The 14,624-nt window shown below is 65.3% G+C and carries 15 protein-coding genes; 8 read left to right on the top strand and 7 right to left on the bottom strand.

The window, feature by feature from the left end; translation table 11 throughout:
• Positions 1–121: 121 nt before the first annotated feature.
• The gene (locus OU995_RS25655) at positions 122–811 is read right to left on the bottom strand and encodes an arylesterase (protein ID WP_267832997.1); all 690 of its coding nucleotides are present in this window, start codon (positions 809–811) and stop codon (positions 122–124) included.
• Between OU995_RS25655 and OU995_RS25650 the strand changes: the two genes are divergently transcribed.
• On the top strand, positions 810–1,502 hold the full coding sequence (locus OU995_RS25650) for an ABC transporter ATP-binding protein (protein WP_267832996.1): 693 nt from the start codon (positions 810–812) through the stop codon (positions 1,500–1,502). The genes OU995_RS25655 and OU995_RS25650 overlap by 2 nt on opposite strands.
• 335 nt (positions 1,503–1,837) lie before the next feature.
• On the opposite strand, the gene OU995_RS25645 is transcribed toward OU995_RS25650, so the two are convergent.
• The 6 genes from OU995_RS25645 to OU995_RS25620 form a co-directional block, all read right to left on the bottom strand.
• Entirely contained in the window at positions 1,838–2,398 is a 561-nt protein-coding gene (locus OU995_RS25645; protein ID WP_267832995.1) for a DUF2062 domain-containing protein, read from the bottom strand.
• A gap of 107 nt (positions 2,399–2,505) precedes the next feature.
• Entirely contained in the window at positions 2,506–3,300 is a 795-nt protein-coding gene (locus OU995_RS25640) for a peptidylprolyl isomerase (protein WP_267832994.1), read from the bottom strand.
• Positions 3,301–3,384: 84 nt separating this feature from the next.
• Positions 3,385–3,684: a BolA family protein gene (locus OU995_RS25635; protein ID WP_267836384.1), complete on the bottom strand. Its 300-nt coding sequence runs from the start codon at positions 3,682–3,684 to the stop codon at positions 3,385–3,387.
• 17 nt (positions 3,685–3,701) lie between these two features.
• The gene (locus OU995_RS25630; RefSeq protein WP_267832993.1) at positions 3,702–4,364 is read right to left on the bottom strand and encodes a septation protein A; all 663 of its coding nucleotides are present in this window, start codon (positions 4,362–4,364) and stop codon (positions 3,702–3,704) included.
• A gap of 30 nt (positions 4,365–4,394) precedes the next feature.
• Positions 4,395–4,832: a peptide-methionine (R)-S-oxide reductase MsrB gene (gene msrB / locus OU995_RS25625; RefSeq protein WP_267832992.1), complete on the bottom strand. Its 438-nt coding sequence runs from the start codon at positions 4,830–4,832 to the stop codon at positions 4,395–4,397.
• On the bottom strand, positions 4,829–6,364 hold the full coding sequence (locus tag OU995_RS25620; RefSeq protein ID WP_267832991.1) for a protein adenylyltransferase SelO: 1,536 nt from the start codon (positions 6,362–6,364) through the stop codon (positions 4,829–4,831). Before OU995_RS25620 ends, msrB begins: the two co-directional genes overlap by 4 nt.
• A gap of 229 nt (positions 6,365–6,593) precedes the next feature.
• Here OU995_RS25620 and OU995_RS25615 point away from each other — a divergent pair, with 229 nt between their 5' ends.
• The 7 genes from OU995_RS25615 to OU995_RS25585 all read left to right on the top strand — a co-directional run bounded on the left by OU995_RS25615 (position 6,594) and on the right by OU995_RS25585 (position 14,613).
• Positions 6,594–8,255 carry a 3-(methylthio)propionyl-CoA ligase gene (locus OU995_RS25615; RefSeq protein WP_267832990.1) on the top strand — a complete coding sequence of 554 codons (1,662 nt, stop codon included), beginning with the start codon at positions 6,594–6,596 and terminating at the stop codon, positions 8,253–8,255.
• A gap of 92 nt (positions 8,256–8,347) precedes the next feature.
• Positions 8,348–9,610: a branched-chain amino acid ABC transporter substrate-binding protein gene (locus OU995_RS25610; RefSeq protein WP_267832989.1), complete on the top strand. Its 1,263-nt coding sequence runs from the start codon at positions 8,348–8,350 to the stop codon at positions 9,608–9,610.
• 186 nt (positions 9,611–9,796) lie between these two features.
• Positions 9,797–10,789 carry a branched-chain amino acid ABC transporter permease gene (locus tag OU995_RS25605; protein WP_267832988.1) on the top strand — a complete coding sequence of 331 codons (993 nt, stop codon included), beginning with the start codon at positions 9,797–9,799 and terminating at the stop codon, positions 10,787–10,789.
• A 2-nt stretch (positions 10,790–10,791) separates the two neighbouring features.
• The gene (locus tag OU995_RS25600) at positions 10,792–12,255 is read left to right on the top strand and encodes a branched-chain amino acid ABC transporter permease (protein WP_267832987.1); all 1,464 of its coding nucleotides are present in this window, start codon (positions 10,792–10,794) and stop codon (positions 12,253–12,255) included.
• 19 nt (positions 12,256–12,274) lie between these two features.
• Positions 12,275–13,060, top strand: a complete 786-nt coding sequence (locus tag OU995_RS25595; RefSeq protein ID WP_267832986.1) for an ABC transporter ATP-binding protein — start codon at positions 12,275–12,277, stop codon at positions 13,058–13,060.
• A gap of 11 nt (positions 13,061–13,071) precedes the next feature.
• A complete protein-coding gene (locus OU995_RS25590) occupies positions 13,072–13,773 on the top strand; it encodes an ABC transporter ATP-binding protein (protein WP_267836383.1) in 702 nt (233 codons plus the stop codon).
• Between the two features lie 399 nt (positions 13,774–14,172).
• On the top strand, positions 14,173–14,613 hold the full coding sequence (locus OU995_RS25585) for a hypothetical protein (RefSeq protein WP_267832985.1): 441 nt from the start codon (positions 14,173–14,175) through the stop codon (positions 14,611–14,613).
• Positions 14,614–14,624: the final 11 nt, after the last annotated feature.

Here is a 14,624-nt window from a genome sequence, read left to right as displayed (position 1 = left end):
GCCCGGCCGCCAGCCATGGCCTGGGAAGGCTTCGCCCTCCCAGGAGACGATGTGTCCATGATCGCCTCGGAAGCTGCTGGAGGAAGCTGCGGACCGGTTCGGTCGTACCGATCAGCGCACGTCAGAGCATCGGCCGCAGCAGCTTCCAGACGTTGTCCAGCATCAGCGGGTGGGCCTTGGCCAATGGATGAATGCGGTCGGACTGGAACCATTCCACTGCATCCGGGCGGTCTGCAACCCCCGCGAGCAGGAAGGGCACCAGCGGCACCTTTTCCTCCTGCGCCACAGTCTTGAAGCTGGCCTCGAAATCGCGCGTGTAGCTGGCGCCCATGTTGGGGGGAATCTGCATGCCCACCAGCAGCACCTTGGCGCCGGCGGCCTTGCCAGCCTTGACCATGGCACGCAGGTTCTCACGCGTCATGTTCAGCGGCAGGCCGCGCAGGGCATCGTTGCCGCCCAGTTCGATCACCAGATGGGTGGGCTTGTGCTGCTGCAGCAGGGCAGGCAGGCGTGAGGCGCCGCCGGAGGTGGTGTCCCCGCTGATGCTGGCATTGACCACGTCGGCTGGCAGTTGCTGGCCTTGCAGACGCTGGGTCATGAGAGCCACCCAGCCGCTGCCCCGAGCCAGGCCGTATTCGGCGGAGAGGCTGTCGCCCAGCACCAGGATGCGGCGCGGGGCGCCTGCCTGGAGGGTGGAGGTCTTTCCTTGTGCGGCGGCAGGTAGGGCCAGAGGCACTGCCAGGCTCACGGTGAGGAGACTGGCGCTACAGTGCAGCATCCACTCACGGCGGCGCAACTGCGGTTGATTCATGGTTCAGAACATCCTCGAGGTCGATCACGTCAACAAGTCGGTGCAGGACGCCAGCGGCGTGCTGACCATTCTGCATGACATCACCTTCCAACTGCAGGCACGGGAATCCGTCGCCATCGTGGGCGCGTCGGGCTCTGGCAAGAGCACGCTGCTGTCCATCCTGGCGGGCCTGGATACGCCCACCACCGGCGCGGTGCGCCTGAAGGGTCAGGACATGTTTTCGCTGGACGAAGACGGCCGGGCGGCCCTGCGTGGGGAGCACCTGGGGTTTGTGTTCCAGAGCTTCCAACTGCTGGGGCACCTGACGGCGCTGGAAAACGTGATGCTGCCGCTGGAACTGCGGGGCGAACGGGATGCCCGGGGGCAGGCGCGCCAGATGCTTGAGCGGGTCGGGCTGGGGCAGCGGCTGGCGCACTATCCGCGGGTGCTGTCCGGCGGGGAACAGCAACGGGTGGCGCTGGCACGGGCGTTTGTGCAGCAGCCGGATCTGCTGCTGGCGGACGAGCCCACCGGGAGCCTGGACTTTGCAACCGGGGAACAGGTGATGAAGCTGATGTTCGACCTGAATCGGGAACTGGGCACCACGCTGGTGATGGTGACCCATGATCAGAACCTCGCGAGGCAGTGCGACCGACAGCTCAAGATCGCCGCCGGTCACCTCCTGGAGATGGCTCTCCCCCCTACCGCCTGACGGCGGCCCCCCCACCGGGGGGCGAGCCCGATGGACCGGCGGAGCCGGATCCATGGGCTCCGCTCGGTGGGCTCGGCCCGGGGGGCGAGCGGGGACCTGGCTCTCCCCCCTACCGCCTGACGGCGGCCCCCCCACCGGGGGGCGAGCCCGATGGACCGGCGGAGCCGGATCCATGGGCTCCGCTCGGTGGGCTCGGCCCGGGGGGCGAGCGGGGACCTGGCTCTCCCCCTACCGCCTGACGGCGGCCCCCCACCGGGGGGCGAGCCCGATGGACCGGCGGAGCCGGATCCATGGGCTCCGCTCGGTGGGCTCGGCCCTGTGGGCGAGCGGCTGGGCTAGAGGCGGAGCTCGCGGGAGCGGAGGCGGCGGCGGCGTTCGGTGCGGATGACGAGCCACCAGCCGATGTACACAATGACGTAGAGGCTGGCGCCAAGGACCAGGCCGGCCAGCGGGAGGCCCACCAGGAGTGGGGTGCCCAGTTCGGCGAACCATTGGGACACCGCCGGCCACCAACTGGAAGGCTCGCTCCAGTTCAGCGCCAGTTCGCGGGGGGCCGAGATCGGGCCGTGAATTCCCAGGACCTGGCGGCCCAGGAAAATCGCAAAACCCCAGATCGGGACCAGCGTCAACGGGTTGGTCAGCCAGGTGGCCGCCACAGCCGCCGCAACATTGGCGCGGAAGGCAATGGCCGCAAAGGCCGCCAGCAACATCTGCGTGGGCAAGGGAATCACGCCCACCGCCAAGCCCACCGCAGCCCCCAACGCCACCCGGCGGCGGTGCGCCACCCATAACCACGGACGCTCCCTCAGATAAGCACCCAGCCAGCCCATACCCCGCGTGCGGGAGAGCAGTTCAGGCGATGGAAGCAGGCGCCTGGCCAATCGGGAAGCCGTCATGTGAGGAAACACCTAAAAAAACAAAGGCCCGCGGCTGAGAATCAGCGTCGCGGGCCCGCAATCATGACGGTGACAGCGTCAACCGTCGAGTGCTTTTGCTACGGAAATCAATTCGAGAACTTGTAGTCCGTCTTGGCCTTGGTGCGCAGCTCTTCCTGGAATGCAGCCACCTTCTGCTGGCTGATACGCTGGACGATCTGTGCCTTCACGTCATCAAAGGCCGGGAATTGCGCTTCACGCGTTTCTTCCAGCTTGATGATGTGGAAGCCGAACTGCGTCTTCACCGGGGTCTGCGTCATTTCGCCGCCCTTGAGCTGGCTCAGCGCCTGACCAAATTCCGGCACATAAGCGTCCGGTGCCGACCAGCCCAGGTCGCCGCCATTCTTGGCCGATTCGGTGTCGGTGGAGTTCTTGCCCGCCAGGTCTTCAAACTTGGCGCCGCCATTGAGCTGCTTGATCAGCGCCTTGGCTTCGTCTTCCGTCTTCACCAGGATGTGACGGGCATGGTATTCCGTGCCGCTGGCCTGAGCCTTGAACTTGTCATATTCAGCCTTGGCTTCGGCATCCGTCACCGGATTCTTCTTGGCATAGTCCGCAAACAGCTCACGGATCAGCAGCGACTGGCGAGCCAGTTCCAGCTGAGCCTTGTAGTCGGCCGAAGCGGCCAGGCCACGGCGCTCGGCTTCCTGCATGAAGATCTCACGCAGAACCACTTCGTCCTTGACCTTGCTTTCCATTTCAGGGCTGCGCGGCTGGCCACCCTTGGTGATCTGCGAGATCAGCAGATCAGCACGCGCCTTCGGAACAGCCTTGCCGTTCACGGTAGCGATGTTCTGCGCCATGGCCGGCAGGGACAGGGCGCCGATGGCCGCCACAGTGGCGGCAAGCACAAACTTCTTCATGGATAAAGGGCCTTTCAGAGACTCCCGGTGAGCGTCCAATCACGCTCCAAAACAAAGCGCCGATCAACGGCGCTACTCATGAACCTAGTTCTGCTGTTCGTCGGGCGCGCGTGCGTCAATGGCCAACGCGTGAATGCCCTTCTTCATCAGATCGGCGAGGGCATCATATACGAGCCGATGCCGCGCCACCCTGGGTAAACCGGCAAAGCGCGTGCTGACGATTTCGAGGTAATAGTGCCCCCCCTCTCGAGCGCCCGCATGGCCGGCGTGCTGGGCACTGTCATCCCGCAGGCGAAGTACCTCGGGCGCCAGCGCCGCCCGCACACGGGCCTCGATCTGGGCCGACATGCCCGCCGCACCACCACCGTTGATTGCAGTGTCCATCGGGGTTTGCGGGCCGCTCATCGCCGTGGCTCCTCAGCGCCCGCACCGGGCTCCGCGCCCTCCACAGCCTCCGGCAGGTGCCGGCTCATGTACAGGCCCTGGCCCAGCGTGAACAGCACGATCAGGCCGGTGGAACCAAAGGCCTTGAAGGTGGCCCAGGCCGACCTGCTGAACTCGTAAGCGACGTAAAGATTGGCAAAACCCATCGCCCCGAAGAACAGCACCCAGGCCCAGTTCAGCCGCGTCCAGACCTCGTCCGGCAGCTGGAGCTCCCCGCCCAGCATCTTGCGCAGCAGGTTGCGCCCCAGCACCAGGTGGTTGATGAGAAAGGACAGCGAGAACGCCCAATACAGCAGCGAGGGCTTCCATTTGATGAAAGTCTCGCTGTGGAAATAGATCGTGGCGCTGCCCATCACCATGACCAGCGCCAGGCTGATCCAGAGCATCAGGTCCACCTTGCGCCGGGTGGCCTTGAGAAACACCACCTGCGCCACGGTGGCCGCCATGACCACCACGGTGGCCAGCAGCACGGGCGCCACTTCCGCTGGCACCTGGCCGCCGGATACAAGAAAACCAAGATGTTCGGTAGCAAAACCGGCCGCCCACTCCGGGCGGCCATCCGCATACTTGAACGTCGCGAAGAACAGCAGGAGCGGCAGGAAATCGAGCAACAACTTCATTCGAAAGGCCGGAGAAACCGGATTGGGCGCTCAGCGCTGAGGTTCGAAGTCTATCGCGGCCGAGTTGATGCAGAAGCGCTCACCCGTGGGTTCCGGCCCGTCCGGGAAGACGTGGCCCAGGTGAGTGCCACATTGGTTGCAGCGCACTTCCACCCGCACCATGCCGTGGCTCTCGTCCACCACGCGCTCCACGACCTCGGAATTGATCGGCTCGTAATAGCTGGGCCAGCCGCAGCCGGCATCAAATTTGGTGTCCGCCTGGAACAGCGGCGTGCCGCACCCCACGCAGTTGTAGCGGCCGGCTTCCCAGTGATCCCAGTATTTGCCGGTGAAGGCGCGTTCCGTCGCCGCCTGCCGTGCCACCTGGTATTGCATCGGGTCCAGCTGGGCACGCCATTCGGCGTCGGTCTTCTTGACTTCGTAGTCGCTGTTGCGGTCGCGTTCTTGATGGTTCACAGGCTTGCTCATGATGAACAGGACACCTCCAGATGTTGCGCCCAGTCGGGCGGAAAGTCGGCGTCTGCGGGCTTGGAAGGTTCGTCGTACGGACGGCTGAGCACCTGCTGCAACCGTTGCACTTCGGAGAAGTCGCCCGCCTCGGCGCGCTCGATGGCGGTTTGTGCCAGGTGATTGCGCAACACCACCGCCGGATTCACCGCCTTCATCCTGACGGCACGGTCCCCAGATGTGTCCGCAGGCGTTTTCTTCAAGCGTTCGGCATAACGGGCGGCCCAGGCATCAAAGGCCGGGCGGTCCAGGAACAGGTCGCGCACCGGAGCGTTGGCCTCGGCAGGTGACGGCTGGTGCGGGTCGAAATGGCTCAGGCGGCGATGGGCCAGGGTGTAGTCGGTCTGGTGCTTGGCCAGCAGGCGCAGCCAGTCGTCAATCAGCGGGCCGTCTTCGTCCAGCGTGTCCAGCAGGCCCAGCTTGGCCCGCATGGCCGACAGCAAGGCCTGGCCGAAACGTTCACGGTAGACCTCCAGCGCCTCCTGCAAGGCTTCGGCGGCGGCATCGGCGTCGGAGTCCGCCGTCGGCATCAGCGGGAACAGCGCCTGTGCCAGCGCATGCAGATTCCACAGGCCCACCTGCGGCTGCCGGGCAAACGCGTAACGTCCCTGATGGTCGGAATGGTTGCAGATATGCCCAGGGTTGAAACCGTCCATGAAGCCGAAGGGACCATAGTCGATGGTCAGGCCCAGCATGGACATGTTGTCTGTGTTCATCACGCCATGCATGAACCCCACCGCCTGCCACTGGGCGATCAGATCGGCCGTCTGACCCGCCACCCGGGCCAGCACCGCCGTCACCGGGTTGGGTGCATCGGCACACTCCGGGGCATGGGTGCGCAGGAAATAGTCAAACAACTGCTGCAGCTGTGCCGGTTGGCCGTGGTGGGCGAAGTGCTCGAAGTGGCCAAAGCGCAGGAAGCTGGGGGCCACGCGCGTGACCACGGCGGCGGTTTCCACCGTTTCGCGTTGCACCTTCAGCTCACGCGAGCCGACCAGGCAGAGCGCACGCGTGGTGGGAATGCCCAGCCCGGCCATCGCTTCGGAGCAGAGGAACTCGCGGATCGAGGAACGCAGCACGGCCCGGCCGTCGCCGCGGCGGGAGTAGGGCGTTGGGCCCGCACCCTTGAGCTGCATTTCCAGTGGGCCGCCGGGGGCCTGCACTTCTCCCAGCCAGAGCGCGCGGCCATCCCCGAGTTGGCCGGCCCAAACGCCGAACTGGTGGCCGCTGTAGACACTCGCCAGCGGCTGCATGCCCGGCCATGGTGCATGGCCGCTGAAGGCGTCCAGCGCACCGGGCTGCTGCCACCAGTCGCTGGGCCAGCCCAGCAGCTCGGTGCACGGCTGGCTCACGCCGATCCAGTGTGGCGCTGGCAGCGCTGCGGCCTGCAGCTCGGTGAAGAACGCAGGGCCCAGGCTGTGGAATCGGTTGGTGAAGTGCGGGGTGAAAGCAACTGCCGACGCAGCAGCCGAGAGCGTCTCAGGGGAAGTCATGCCGGCAGTGTAGCGATCGACCCTCGCCGTCATCGCCGTAGGGACAAGCCCGAAGCCGGTGCCGAACGATCCCCCTCAGTCAGGCTGCGTAGGTAAATATCCTTATGCCGTACGGTCTGTCGCGTCACTAGGGTGACGTTAGCCGCATCGGGGCGGACATAGACTGATCCAAAGACAGGCTCGCAGCCCCCCTGGAGGTCTGACGAGCACACAGATCAAGGAGACATGGATGGCACTGTTGGGCCAGATGATGTCGATGCCGTTGCTGATCTCTTCATTGATTCAGCACGCGGCCCGGCACGCCGGAGACACCGAGATCGTGAGCAAGCGCTGTGAAGGTGACTTGCATCGCAGCAACTGGGCGGAGGTGGAGTTCCGCTCCCGCCAGCTGGCTCAGGCATTCACCCGGTTGGGGCTGCAGGCCGGGGACCGCGTGGGCACGCTGGCCTGGAATGGCCATCGCCATCTGGAGATCTACTACGGCACTTCGGGGTCGGGCCTGGTCTGCCACACCATCAACCCGCGACTGTTCCCCGAGCAGATCGCCTGGATCGCCAATGACGCGCAGGACAGCGCCTTGTGCCTGGACCTGAGCTTCCTGCCGCTGGTGGAGAAGATCGCGCCGCAACTGACCTCGGTGCGGCATTTCATTCTGATGACCGACCGGGCCCACATGCCGGCCGAGACCGCTCTGCCGGGGCTGATCTGTTATGAGGACCTGATCGCTGCGGAAGACGGCCGCTACACCTGGCCGCTGCTGGACGAGGACACCGCCTCCACCCTCTGCTACACCAGCGGTACGACCGGGCATCCCAAGGGTGCCGTCTACAGCCACCGCAGTACCGTGCTGCATGCGTTTGGCGCGGCGCTGCCGGACGCCATGGCCTGCACCCGGCGGGATGTGATCCTGCCGGTGGTGCCGATGTTTCACGTCAATGCCTGGGGCCTGCCCTACAGCACCGCGCTGGTGGGCGCCAAGGTGGTGTTCCCCGGCCCGCATCTGGACGGGAAGTCGCTGTATGAGCTGTTCGAGAAAGAGCAGGTCACCTTCAGCGCGGGTGTGCCCACCGTCTGGCTGGGCCTGCTCAACTATGTCGGCAGCCAGGGCCTGAAGTTCAGCAGCTTCAAGCGCACGGTCATCGGTGGCTCCGCCTGCCCACCGGCCATGCTGGCCACGTTGATGGACGATTACGGTGTGGAGGTGATCCATGCCTGGGGCATGACCGAGTTGTCACCGCTGGGCACGCTGAGCCGGCTCAGCAGCAAGCATCTGTTGCTGTCGCCGCAGGAGCAGCGCCACCTGCTGGAAAAGCAGGGCAAGGCGATCTACGGCATCGACATGACGGTGATCGACGACACCCGCCAGGAGCTCCCCTGGGATGGCCGCAGCGCCGGCAACCTGGTGGTGCGTGGCCCCTGGGTGATTGCCAGCTACTACGGCCATGTGGACGCGCCCTTGATCCCCGTGACCGGACGCGATGGACGTGACGCCGGCCTGTGGTTCCCCACCGGCGATGTGGCGACCATCGACGAAGACGGCTTCATGCAGATCACCGACCGCAGCAAGGATGTGATCAAGTCCGGCGGCGAATGGATCAGCTCCATCGACCTGGAGAACATCGCCATGGCCCATCCGGCGGTGCACGAAGCTGCGGTGATTGCGGTGGCGCATCCCAAGTGGGACGAGCGCCCGCTGCTGGTGGTGGTGCCCAAACCCGGGGCCAGCCCCACCCGCGAGGATCTGCTGAAGTTCTATGAAGGCAAGATTGCCAAATGGCAGGTGCCTGACGATGTGGTGTTTGTGAGCGAGATTCCTCACACCGCCACCGGAAAGATGCTCAAGCTGAAGCTGCGCGAGCAGTTCCGGTCGCACCCGCTGCCCACGGTGTGACGGCCGTGCAGAGTCCCCCCAAGCCGCCGGACTGACGAGCGGCCCTCTCGCTGTTCCAAGCCGTGCCTACAACCACATCAGGAGACAAACCCATGAGCCCGCACAGCCACCAGCGTCCGATCCGTCTGTTCGTCCCCCCCCTGGCCGTAGCCTCGCTACTGGCCCTGGCGGCCGGCAGCGCCCTGGCCCAGAAGGGCGAGACGGTGAAGATCGCCTGGATCGACCCCTTGTCCGGCCTGATGGCCCCGGTGGGACAGAACCAGGTCAAGAGCTTCCAGTTCTTTGCCGAGAAATTCAACGCCACCAATCCAGCCGGTGTGAAGTTCGAGATCATCGCCATCGACAACAAGCTCAGCCCTGCGGAGTCGCTGAATGCGCTGAAGTCGGCCATCGACCAGGGCGTGCGTTACGTCACCCAGGGCAATGGCTCCGGGGCGGCGCTGGCCATCATCGATGCGGTGAACAAGCACAACGAGCGCAACCCCGGCAAGGAGGTGCTCTACCTCAACCACTCGGCGGTGGACCCGGACCTGACCAACAGCAAGTGCAGCTACTGGCACTTCCGCTTTGATGCGGACACGTCCATGAAGATGGAGGCCATCACCACCTTCCTGAAGGAACAGCCGGAGGTGAAGAAGGTCTATCTGCTCAACCAGAACTACGCTCACGGCCAGCAGGTGGCCAAGTACGCCAAGGAGATGCTGGCCAAGAAGCGGCCGGATGTGCAGGTGGTGGGCGAGGACCTTCATCCGCTGGCCCAGGTGCGTGACTTTGCGCCCTATGTGGCCAAGATCAAGGCGGCCGGCGCGGACACGGTGATCACCGGCAACTGGGGGTCGGACCTGGCGCTGCTGATCAAGGCGGCCAATGAAGCGGGCTACAACGGCAAGTTCTACACCTATTACGCCGGGGTGAGCGGTACGCCCACCGCCATGGGCGCCAGCGGCGCGGGCCGTGTCTATCAGGTGGCCTACAACTACAACAACATGGGTGGGCAGATGGACGCGTGGGCCAATGAATACAAGGCCAAGTTCACCGACGACTTCTACACCGGCAGCATCATCCACATCTACAACGCACTGGGCAACGCCATGGCCAAGGCCAAGAGCACCGATCCGGTGAAGGTGGCGGCGGCGCTGGAAGGGCTGCGTTTCAAATCCTTCAACGGCGACGTGGAAGTGCGCAAGACCGATCACCAGCTGCAGCAACCGCTGTTCATTTCGGTCTGGCAGAAGGTGGACGCCAAGCACCCCTACAACGTGGAGAACACCGGTTATAACTTCGCGCCGGTGAAGACCTACGATGCCTACGTCTCCTCAACACCCACCTCCTGCCAGATGAAGCGGCCCGGCTGATTGCCAGGCCCTTGCCGCATGGGTGTCTGCCCTCACCGCAGAGGCGGTGGGGGGGCCGGCACCTTGGCGGGCCGGTCGGTGTTGAGGCCGCGCGGTCTGATCCGTCAGTGATGCATCGGTGATCCGTCTGAGGTCCGTGTCAGTGGGGTCTTGCGCCCGAGGGGATGGGTGGTTGTTGTGGAACAAATGTTGATCAATCTGCTGAACGGGCTGTCCTCCGGGCTGCTGCTGTTCATGCTCAGCTCGGGGCTCACGCTGATCTTCAGCATGATGGGTGTGCTGAACTTCGCCCATGCCAGCTTCTACATGCTGGGGGCCTATGTGGCCTACAGCGTGGCGGGCTGGATCGGCTTCTGGCCGGCGCTGATCCTGGCGCCACTGGCGGTGGGGGCGCTGGGCGCGCTGTTTGAACGCGCCGCGCTGCGGCGGGTCCACAAGTTCGGCCATGTGGCGGAGCTGTTGATCACCTTTGGTCTGTCGTATGTGGTGCTGGAGCTGGTGCAACTGGTGTGGGGCCGTACGGCAGTGCCGTTCTCGCCACCTGCGGCCCTGCAAGGGGCGGCCTTCACCCTGGTGCATGCCCCGGGGCAAGGGCTGGAATGGGTCTGGGGGGAGGCCGCGCCCGCGCTGTGTGCCGCCGCGTCCTGTTCCAAGTTCCCCATGACCCGGGCCTTCATGATGCTGGTGGCCCTGGGCATGCTGGTGGCGCTGTGGCTGCTGCTCACCCGCACCCGCATCGGGCTGGTGATCCAGGCCGCGCTCACCCATCCGGAGATGGTGGAAGCGCTGGGCCACAACGTGCCCCGAGTGTTCATGCTGGTGTTTGGCAGCGGGTGCGCGCTGGCCGCGCTGGCCGGCGTCATCGGCGGCATCACCTTCGTGACCGAACCCGCCATGGCCGTGATCGTGGGCTCCATCATCTTTGTGGTGGTGGTCGTGGGTGGCGTGGGCTCGCTGGCCGGGGCATTCGTGGCGTCGATCCTGATCGGTTTGCTGCAGACCTTGCCCCTCACCGTGGATGCGTCCCTGGCCAGCCTCTTCAAGGCCACGCCCGACACCTTCGGTTATCCCTTGCTCAAGCTCACCCTGGCCCAGGTCGCCCCCATCCTGCCGTATCTGCTGATGGTGTTGATCCTGATCTTCCGGCCCAAGGGCCTGCTGGGTACCCGGGAGGATTGAAGATGTCTGCTGTGATGCCGTCCACGCCCGCGTCGCCACCGTCCTCCGCGTCTGCGTCTGCGTCCTCAGCCACCGGAGCCACCGGAGCCACCGTGCCGGCCACGGGGGGCTCCGCCGGGACCGGACCGTCGTCCGGCGCCGCGCCACTGGCCCAGCGACGCGGCCGCGTGCCCCGCGGGGAGAGCTATCACTTCAAGCCCTACAACGTCGGCCGCTGGTTGGTGTGGGGCGTGTATGCGCTGGCGCTGCTGGTGGCACCGATGCTGTGGACCAGCAGCCTGGCGCAGACGATGCTGTCCCAGATCGGCATCGCCATCATTGCCTGCCTCAGCTACAACCTGCTGCTGGGTCAGGGCGGGATGTTGAGCTTCGGCCATGCGGTCTATAGCGGCCTGGGCGCCTACCTGGCCATCCATACGCTCAATGCGGTCTCCGGTGGGCAGCTCCAGTGGCTGCCCGTCAGCCTGATTCCCATCATCGGCGGCCTCGCCGGGTTGGGATTTGCGGCGCTGTTCGGTTATGTGTCCACCAAGAAGTCGGGCACGCCCTTCGCGATGATCACCTTGGGCCTGGCCGAACTGATCTGGTCGATGTCGCTGATGCTGCCGGAATTCTTCGGTGGGGAAGGGGGCATCTCCGGCAACCGTGTGGTGGGCGCGCCGGTGCTGGGCATCAGCTTCGGGCCACAGGTGCAGGTGTATTACCTGATCGCCGTCTATTGCTTCATCTGCACCGGGCTGATGTTCGCCTTCACCCGCACCCCCCTGGGGCGCATGCTCAATGCGGTGAGAGACAACCCGGAGCGTGTGCAGTTCATCGGCTACGACACGCAGTGGGTGCGTTTCCTGGCCTTCCTCATCGCTGGCTTCTTTGCCGGGGTCTCGGGCGGCTTGTCGGCCTTGAACTTCGAGATCGTCACCGCCGAGGTGGTGGGCGCTGCGCGGTCCGGGGCGTATCTGCTGTTCACCTTCCTGGGCGGTGCCACCTTCTTCTTCGGGCCCATCATCGGCGCGGTGCTGATGGTGGTGGCGCTGGTGCTGCTGTCGGAGCTGACCAAGGCCTGGCTGCTGTATCTGGGCCTGATCTTCCTGTTCATGGTGATGTACGCGCCGGGCGGTTTTGCCTCGCTGGTCATGATGAACCTGCGGGTGGCGGCCTTTGGCAAGTTGCGCGCGCTCTGGACCTCCTACCTGGCGCTGGCGGTGACCGGGCTGACGGCGCTGCTGGGCGGCTCGGCCATGGTGGAGATGGTCTACCACCTGCAGCTCAATGAAGCCCTTGGCCCTGACATGCGCTACCTTGGCATGACGCTCAACGCGAAGGGCGTGGATGCGTGGTTCGGGGCGTCCTTTGTGCTGGTCACCGGCGTGGCGCTCTTCGAGCTGGCGCGGCGGCAGTTCATCCGCGAATGGGGCCAGGCGCAGGAAGAGATCGAAAAGGAAATCAAGCGTAGGGAGAGCCTGTGAACGCACCCAGGAGACCGGCATGAGCCCATCCCCCTTTGCGCTGGAGCTGCGGGCGCTGCGCAAGAGCTTCGGCCGCAGCGAGATCATTCGTGGCGCGGAGCTGGCCGTGAAACCCGGCGAGCGGGTGGCCATCATCGGCCCCAACGGTGCCGGCAAGTCCACCTTGTTCAATCTCATCAGCGGGCGGTTCTCACCCACCAGCGGCGAGATCCGGCTGTTTGGCGAGCGCATCGACACACTCGCCCCGCATCAGATCAACCGCCGGGGGTTGTCCCGCAGCTTCCAGGTGTCCAATCTGTTCACACGGCTGTCGGTGTTCGAGAACATCCGGTGTGCGCTGCTGTGGTCCATGGGGCATCGGTATGCCTTCTGGAAGTTCCTCGCCGGCCTGGATGGCCTCAATGACCGGGCCGACGAACTGCTGGAGATGCTGCATCTGGACAAGAAGCGCGACGTCCCGGCCATGAACCTCACCTATGCCGAAGCCCGTGCGCTGGAGATCGGCATCACCATTGCCGGCGGCGCCCAGGTGATTCTGCTGGATGAGCCCACGGCCGGCATGAGCAAAAGCGAAACCAGGCGGTTCATCCAGTTGATCCGCCAGGTGACGGAAGGCCGCACGCTGTTGACGGTGGAGCACGACATGGGGGTGGTCTTTGGCCTGGCCGACAAGATCGCAGTGCTGGTGTATGGGGAGGTGATCGCCTTCGACACGCCGGAGGCGGTGCGTGCCAACCCGCGCGTGCAGGAGGCCTACCTCGGCTCGGTGCTCGCGCAAGCGCAGGCCCAGGACGCCCACGCATGAGGGAGACACGGATGCTGAAGCTGGAGAACCTGCATGCCTTCTACGGCAAGAGCCATGTGCTGCATGGCGTGAGCCTGGAGGTACGGCCCGGGGAAATCGTCAGCCTGCTGGGCCGTAATGGCTCAGGCCGCTCCACCACGGTCAAGACCATCATGGGTCAGGTGGAGGGGACGGGACGGGTGGAATGGGGGGGCAAGGCGTTGCTGGGGCGCAAGGCCTATGAGATTGCGCATGAGGGGCTTGGCTATGTGCCGGAGAACCGGGACATCTTTCCCAAGCTCACGGTGCACCAGAACCTGATGCTGGGGCAGAAGGGCGGCCGCGCAGCCCCCTCGGCGCGTTGGAGCTTCGACGACATGTACCGCATGTTCCCGCGCCTGAAGGAACGCCAGCACACCGAGGCCGGTGTACTGTCCGGCGGCGAGCAGCAGATGCTGACCCTGTGCCGCACCCTGATGGGCGACCCGGACCTGATCATGATCGACGAACCGACCGAAGGTCTGGCGCCCAAGATCGTGGAACTGGTGGCGGAGTATCTGAAAGAGCTGAAGCGGCGCGGGGTGTCGGTGCTGCTGGTGGAGCAGAAGCTGGCCATCGCGCTGGAGATTTCCGAGCGCTGCTATGTGATGGGCCACGGGCGTATTGTGTTTGAAGGCACGCCGGCCGAGCTCAAGGCCAATGCCTATGTCCGCAAGGAGTGGCTGGAGGTCTGAGCAGCCTCAGCCCTTGGCCGCCTTGCTGCGGACCAGCGCCACGGCGGCATCCCGGCCGCACTCCGGCGGCACCCCGGGCGCCCCCCGGCCGGATTTGTCGGTTGCTCCGATGTGGCTTCCCCCGTTGCCTCGCGGCCACCTTCTGCGTTGTCGGCTGGCCGCCATCCCCCCCGTGGGTCTGCCACCCCTGCTTCCAGGTGCAATACCTGTGAAAACTTGCTTGCGCCGTGGCGAAACCCCGACCCCGGTCCCCTGTTCCGGGTGGGTGTCCAGCGTTACAGGCGCATGACACGGGACTACATTGAGTCGCAAGGGGTCCGAGATGGAACCCCGCCCCGGTCCGCAGGCCTCATGGCCTTGTCGGATCGGAGATTCAAAAAGTTCCAGAAGGAGCGGGATATGGATATCGGGCAGGTGTGGGCCAGTGCGGCGGGTGCCGTGGGTGGCTGCGTGGTGGGGGGCTTGGCGTTCAGCGTGTGGTGGCATCGACGGCTGTCCAAAGCACGCGGCCTGATCGAGCAGCTCAAGGCCTCCCGAGACCTGCTGAACCAGCAGAACAGCCAGGCCCGTCGCCAGATCGAGCAACTCCAGCTGGAACTGGGCGAACTGCGCCTCATCGCCGAGCGCGTGCGGCGTCGGGCGGCCAACACGGTCAGCCCGGCAGACACCCTGGGCCCGCCGCTGGAACCCCGGGTGGCGTCCCCGCTGGTGACCCCGGTGATGCCGATGGGGGCCCGGGCGGTGCAGGGCGGGTCGGCGTTCCAGCCGACACAGCACGAAGAGCTGGACGACAACAGCGGCTTTGCGCCCACTCAGATCGATCGTTCGCGGGGCCGTTGACGGCCACCCGG

It is taken from the genome of Roseateles sp. SL47 (assembly GCF_026625885.1).
Lineage (GTDB): Bacteria > Pseudomonadota > Gammaproteobacteria > Burkholderiales > Burkholderiaceae_C > Roseateles.
This window is presented reverse-complemented; position numbering and strand designations above follow the sequence as displayed.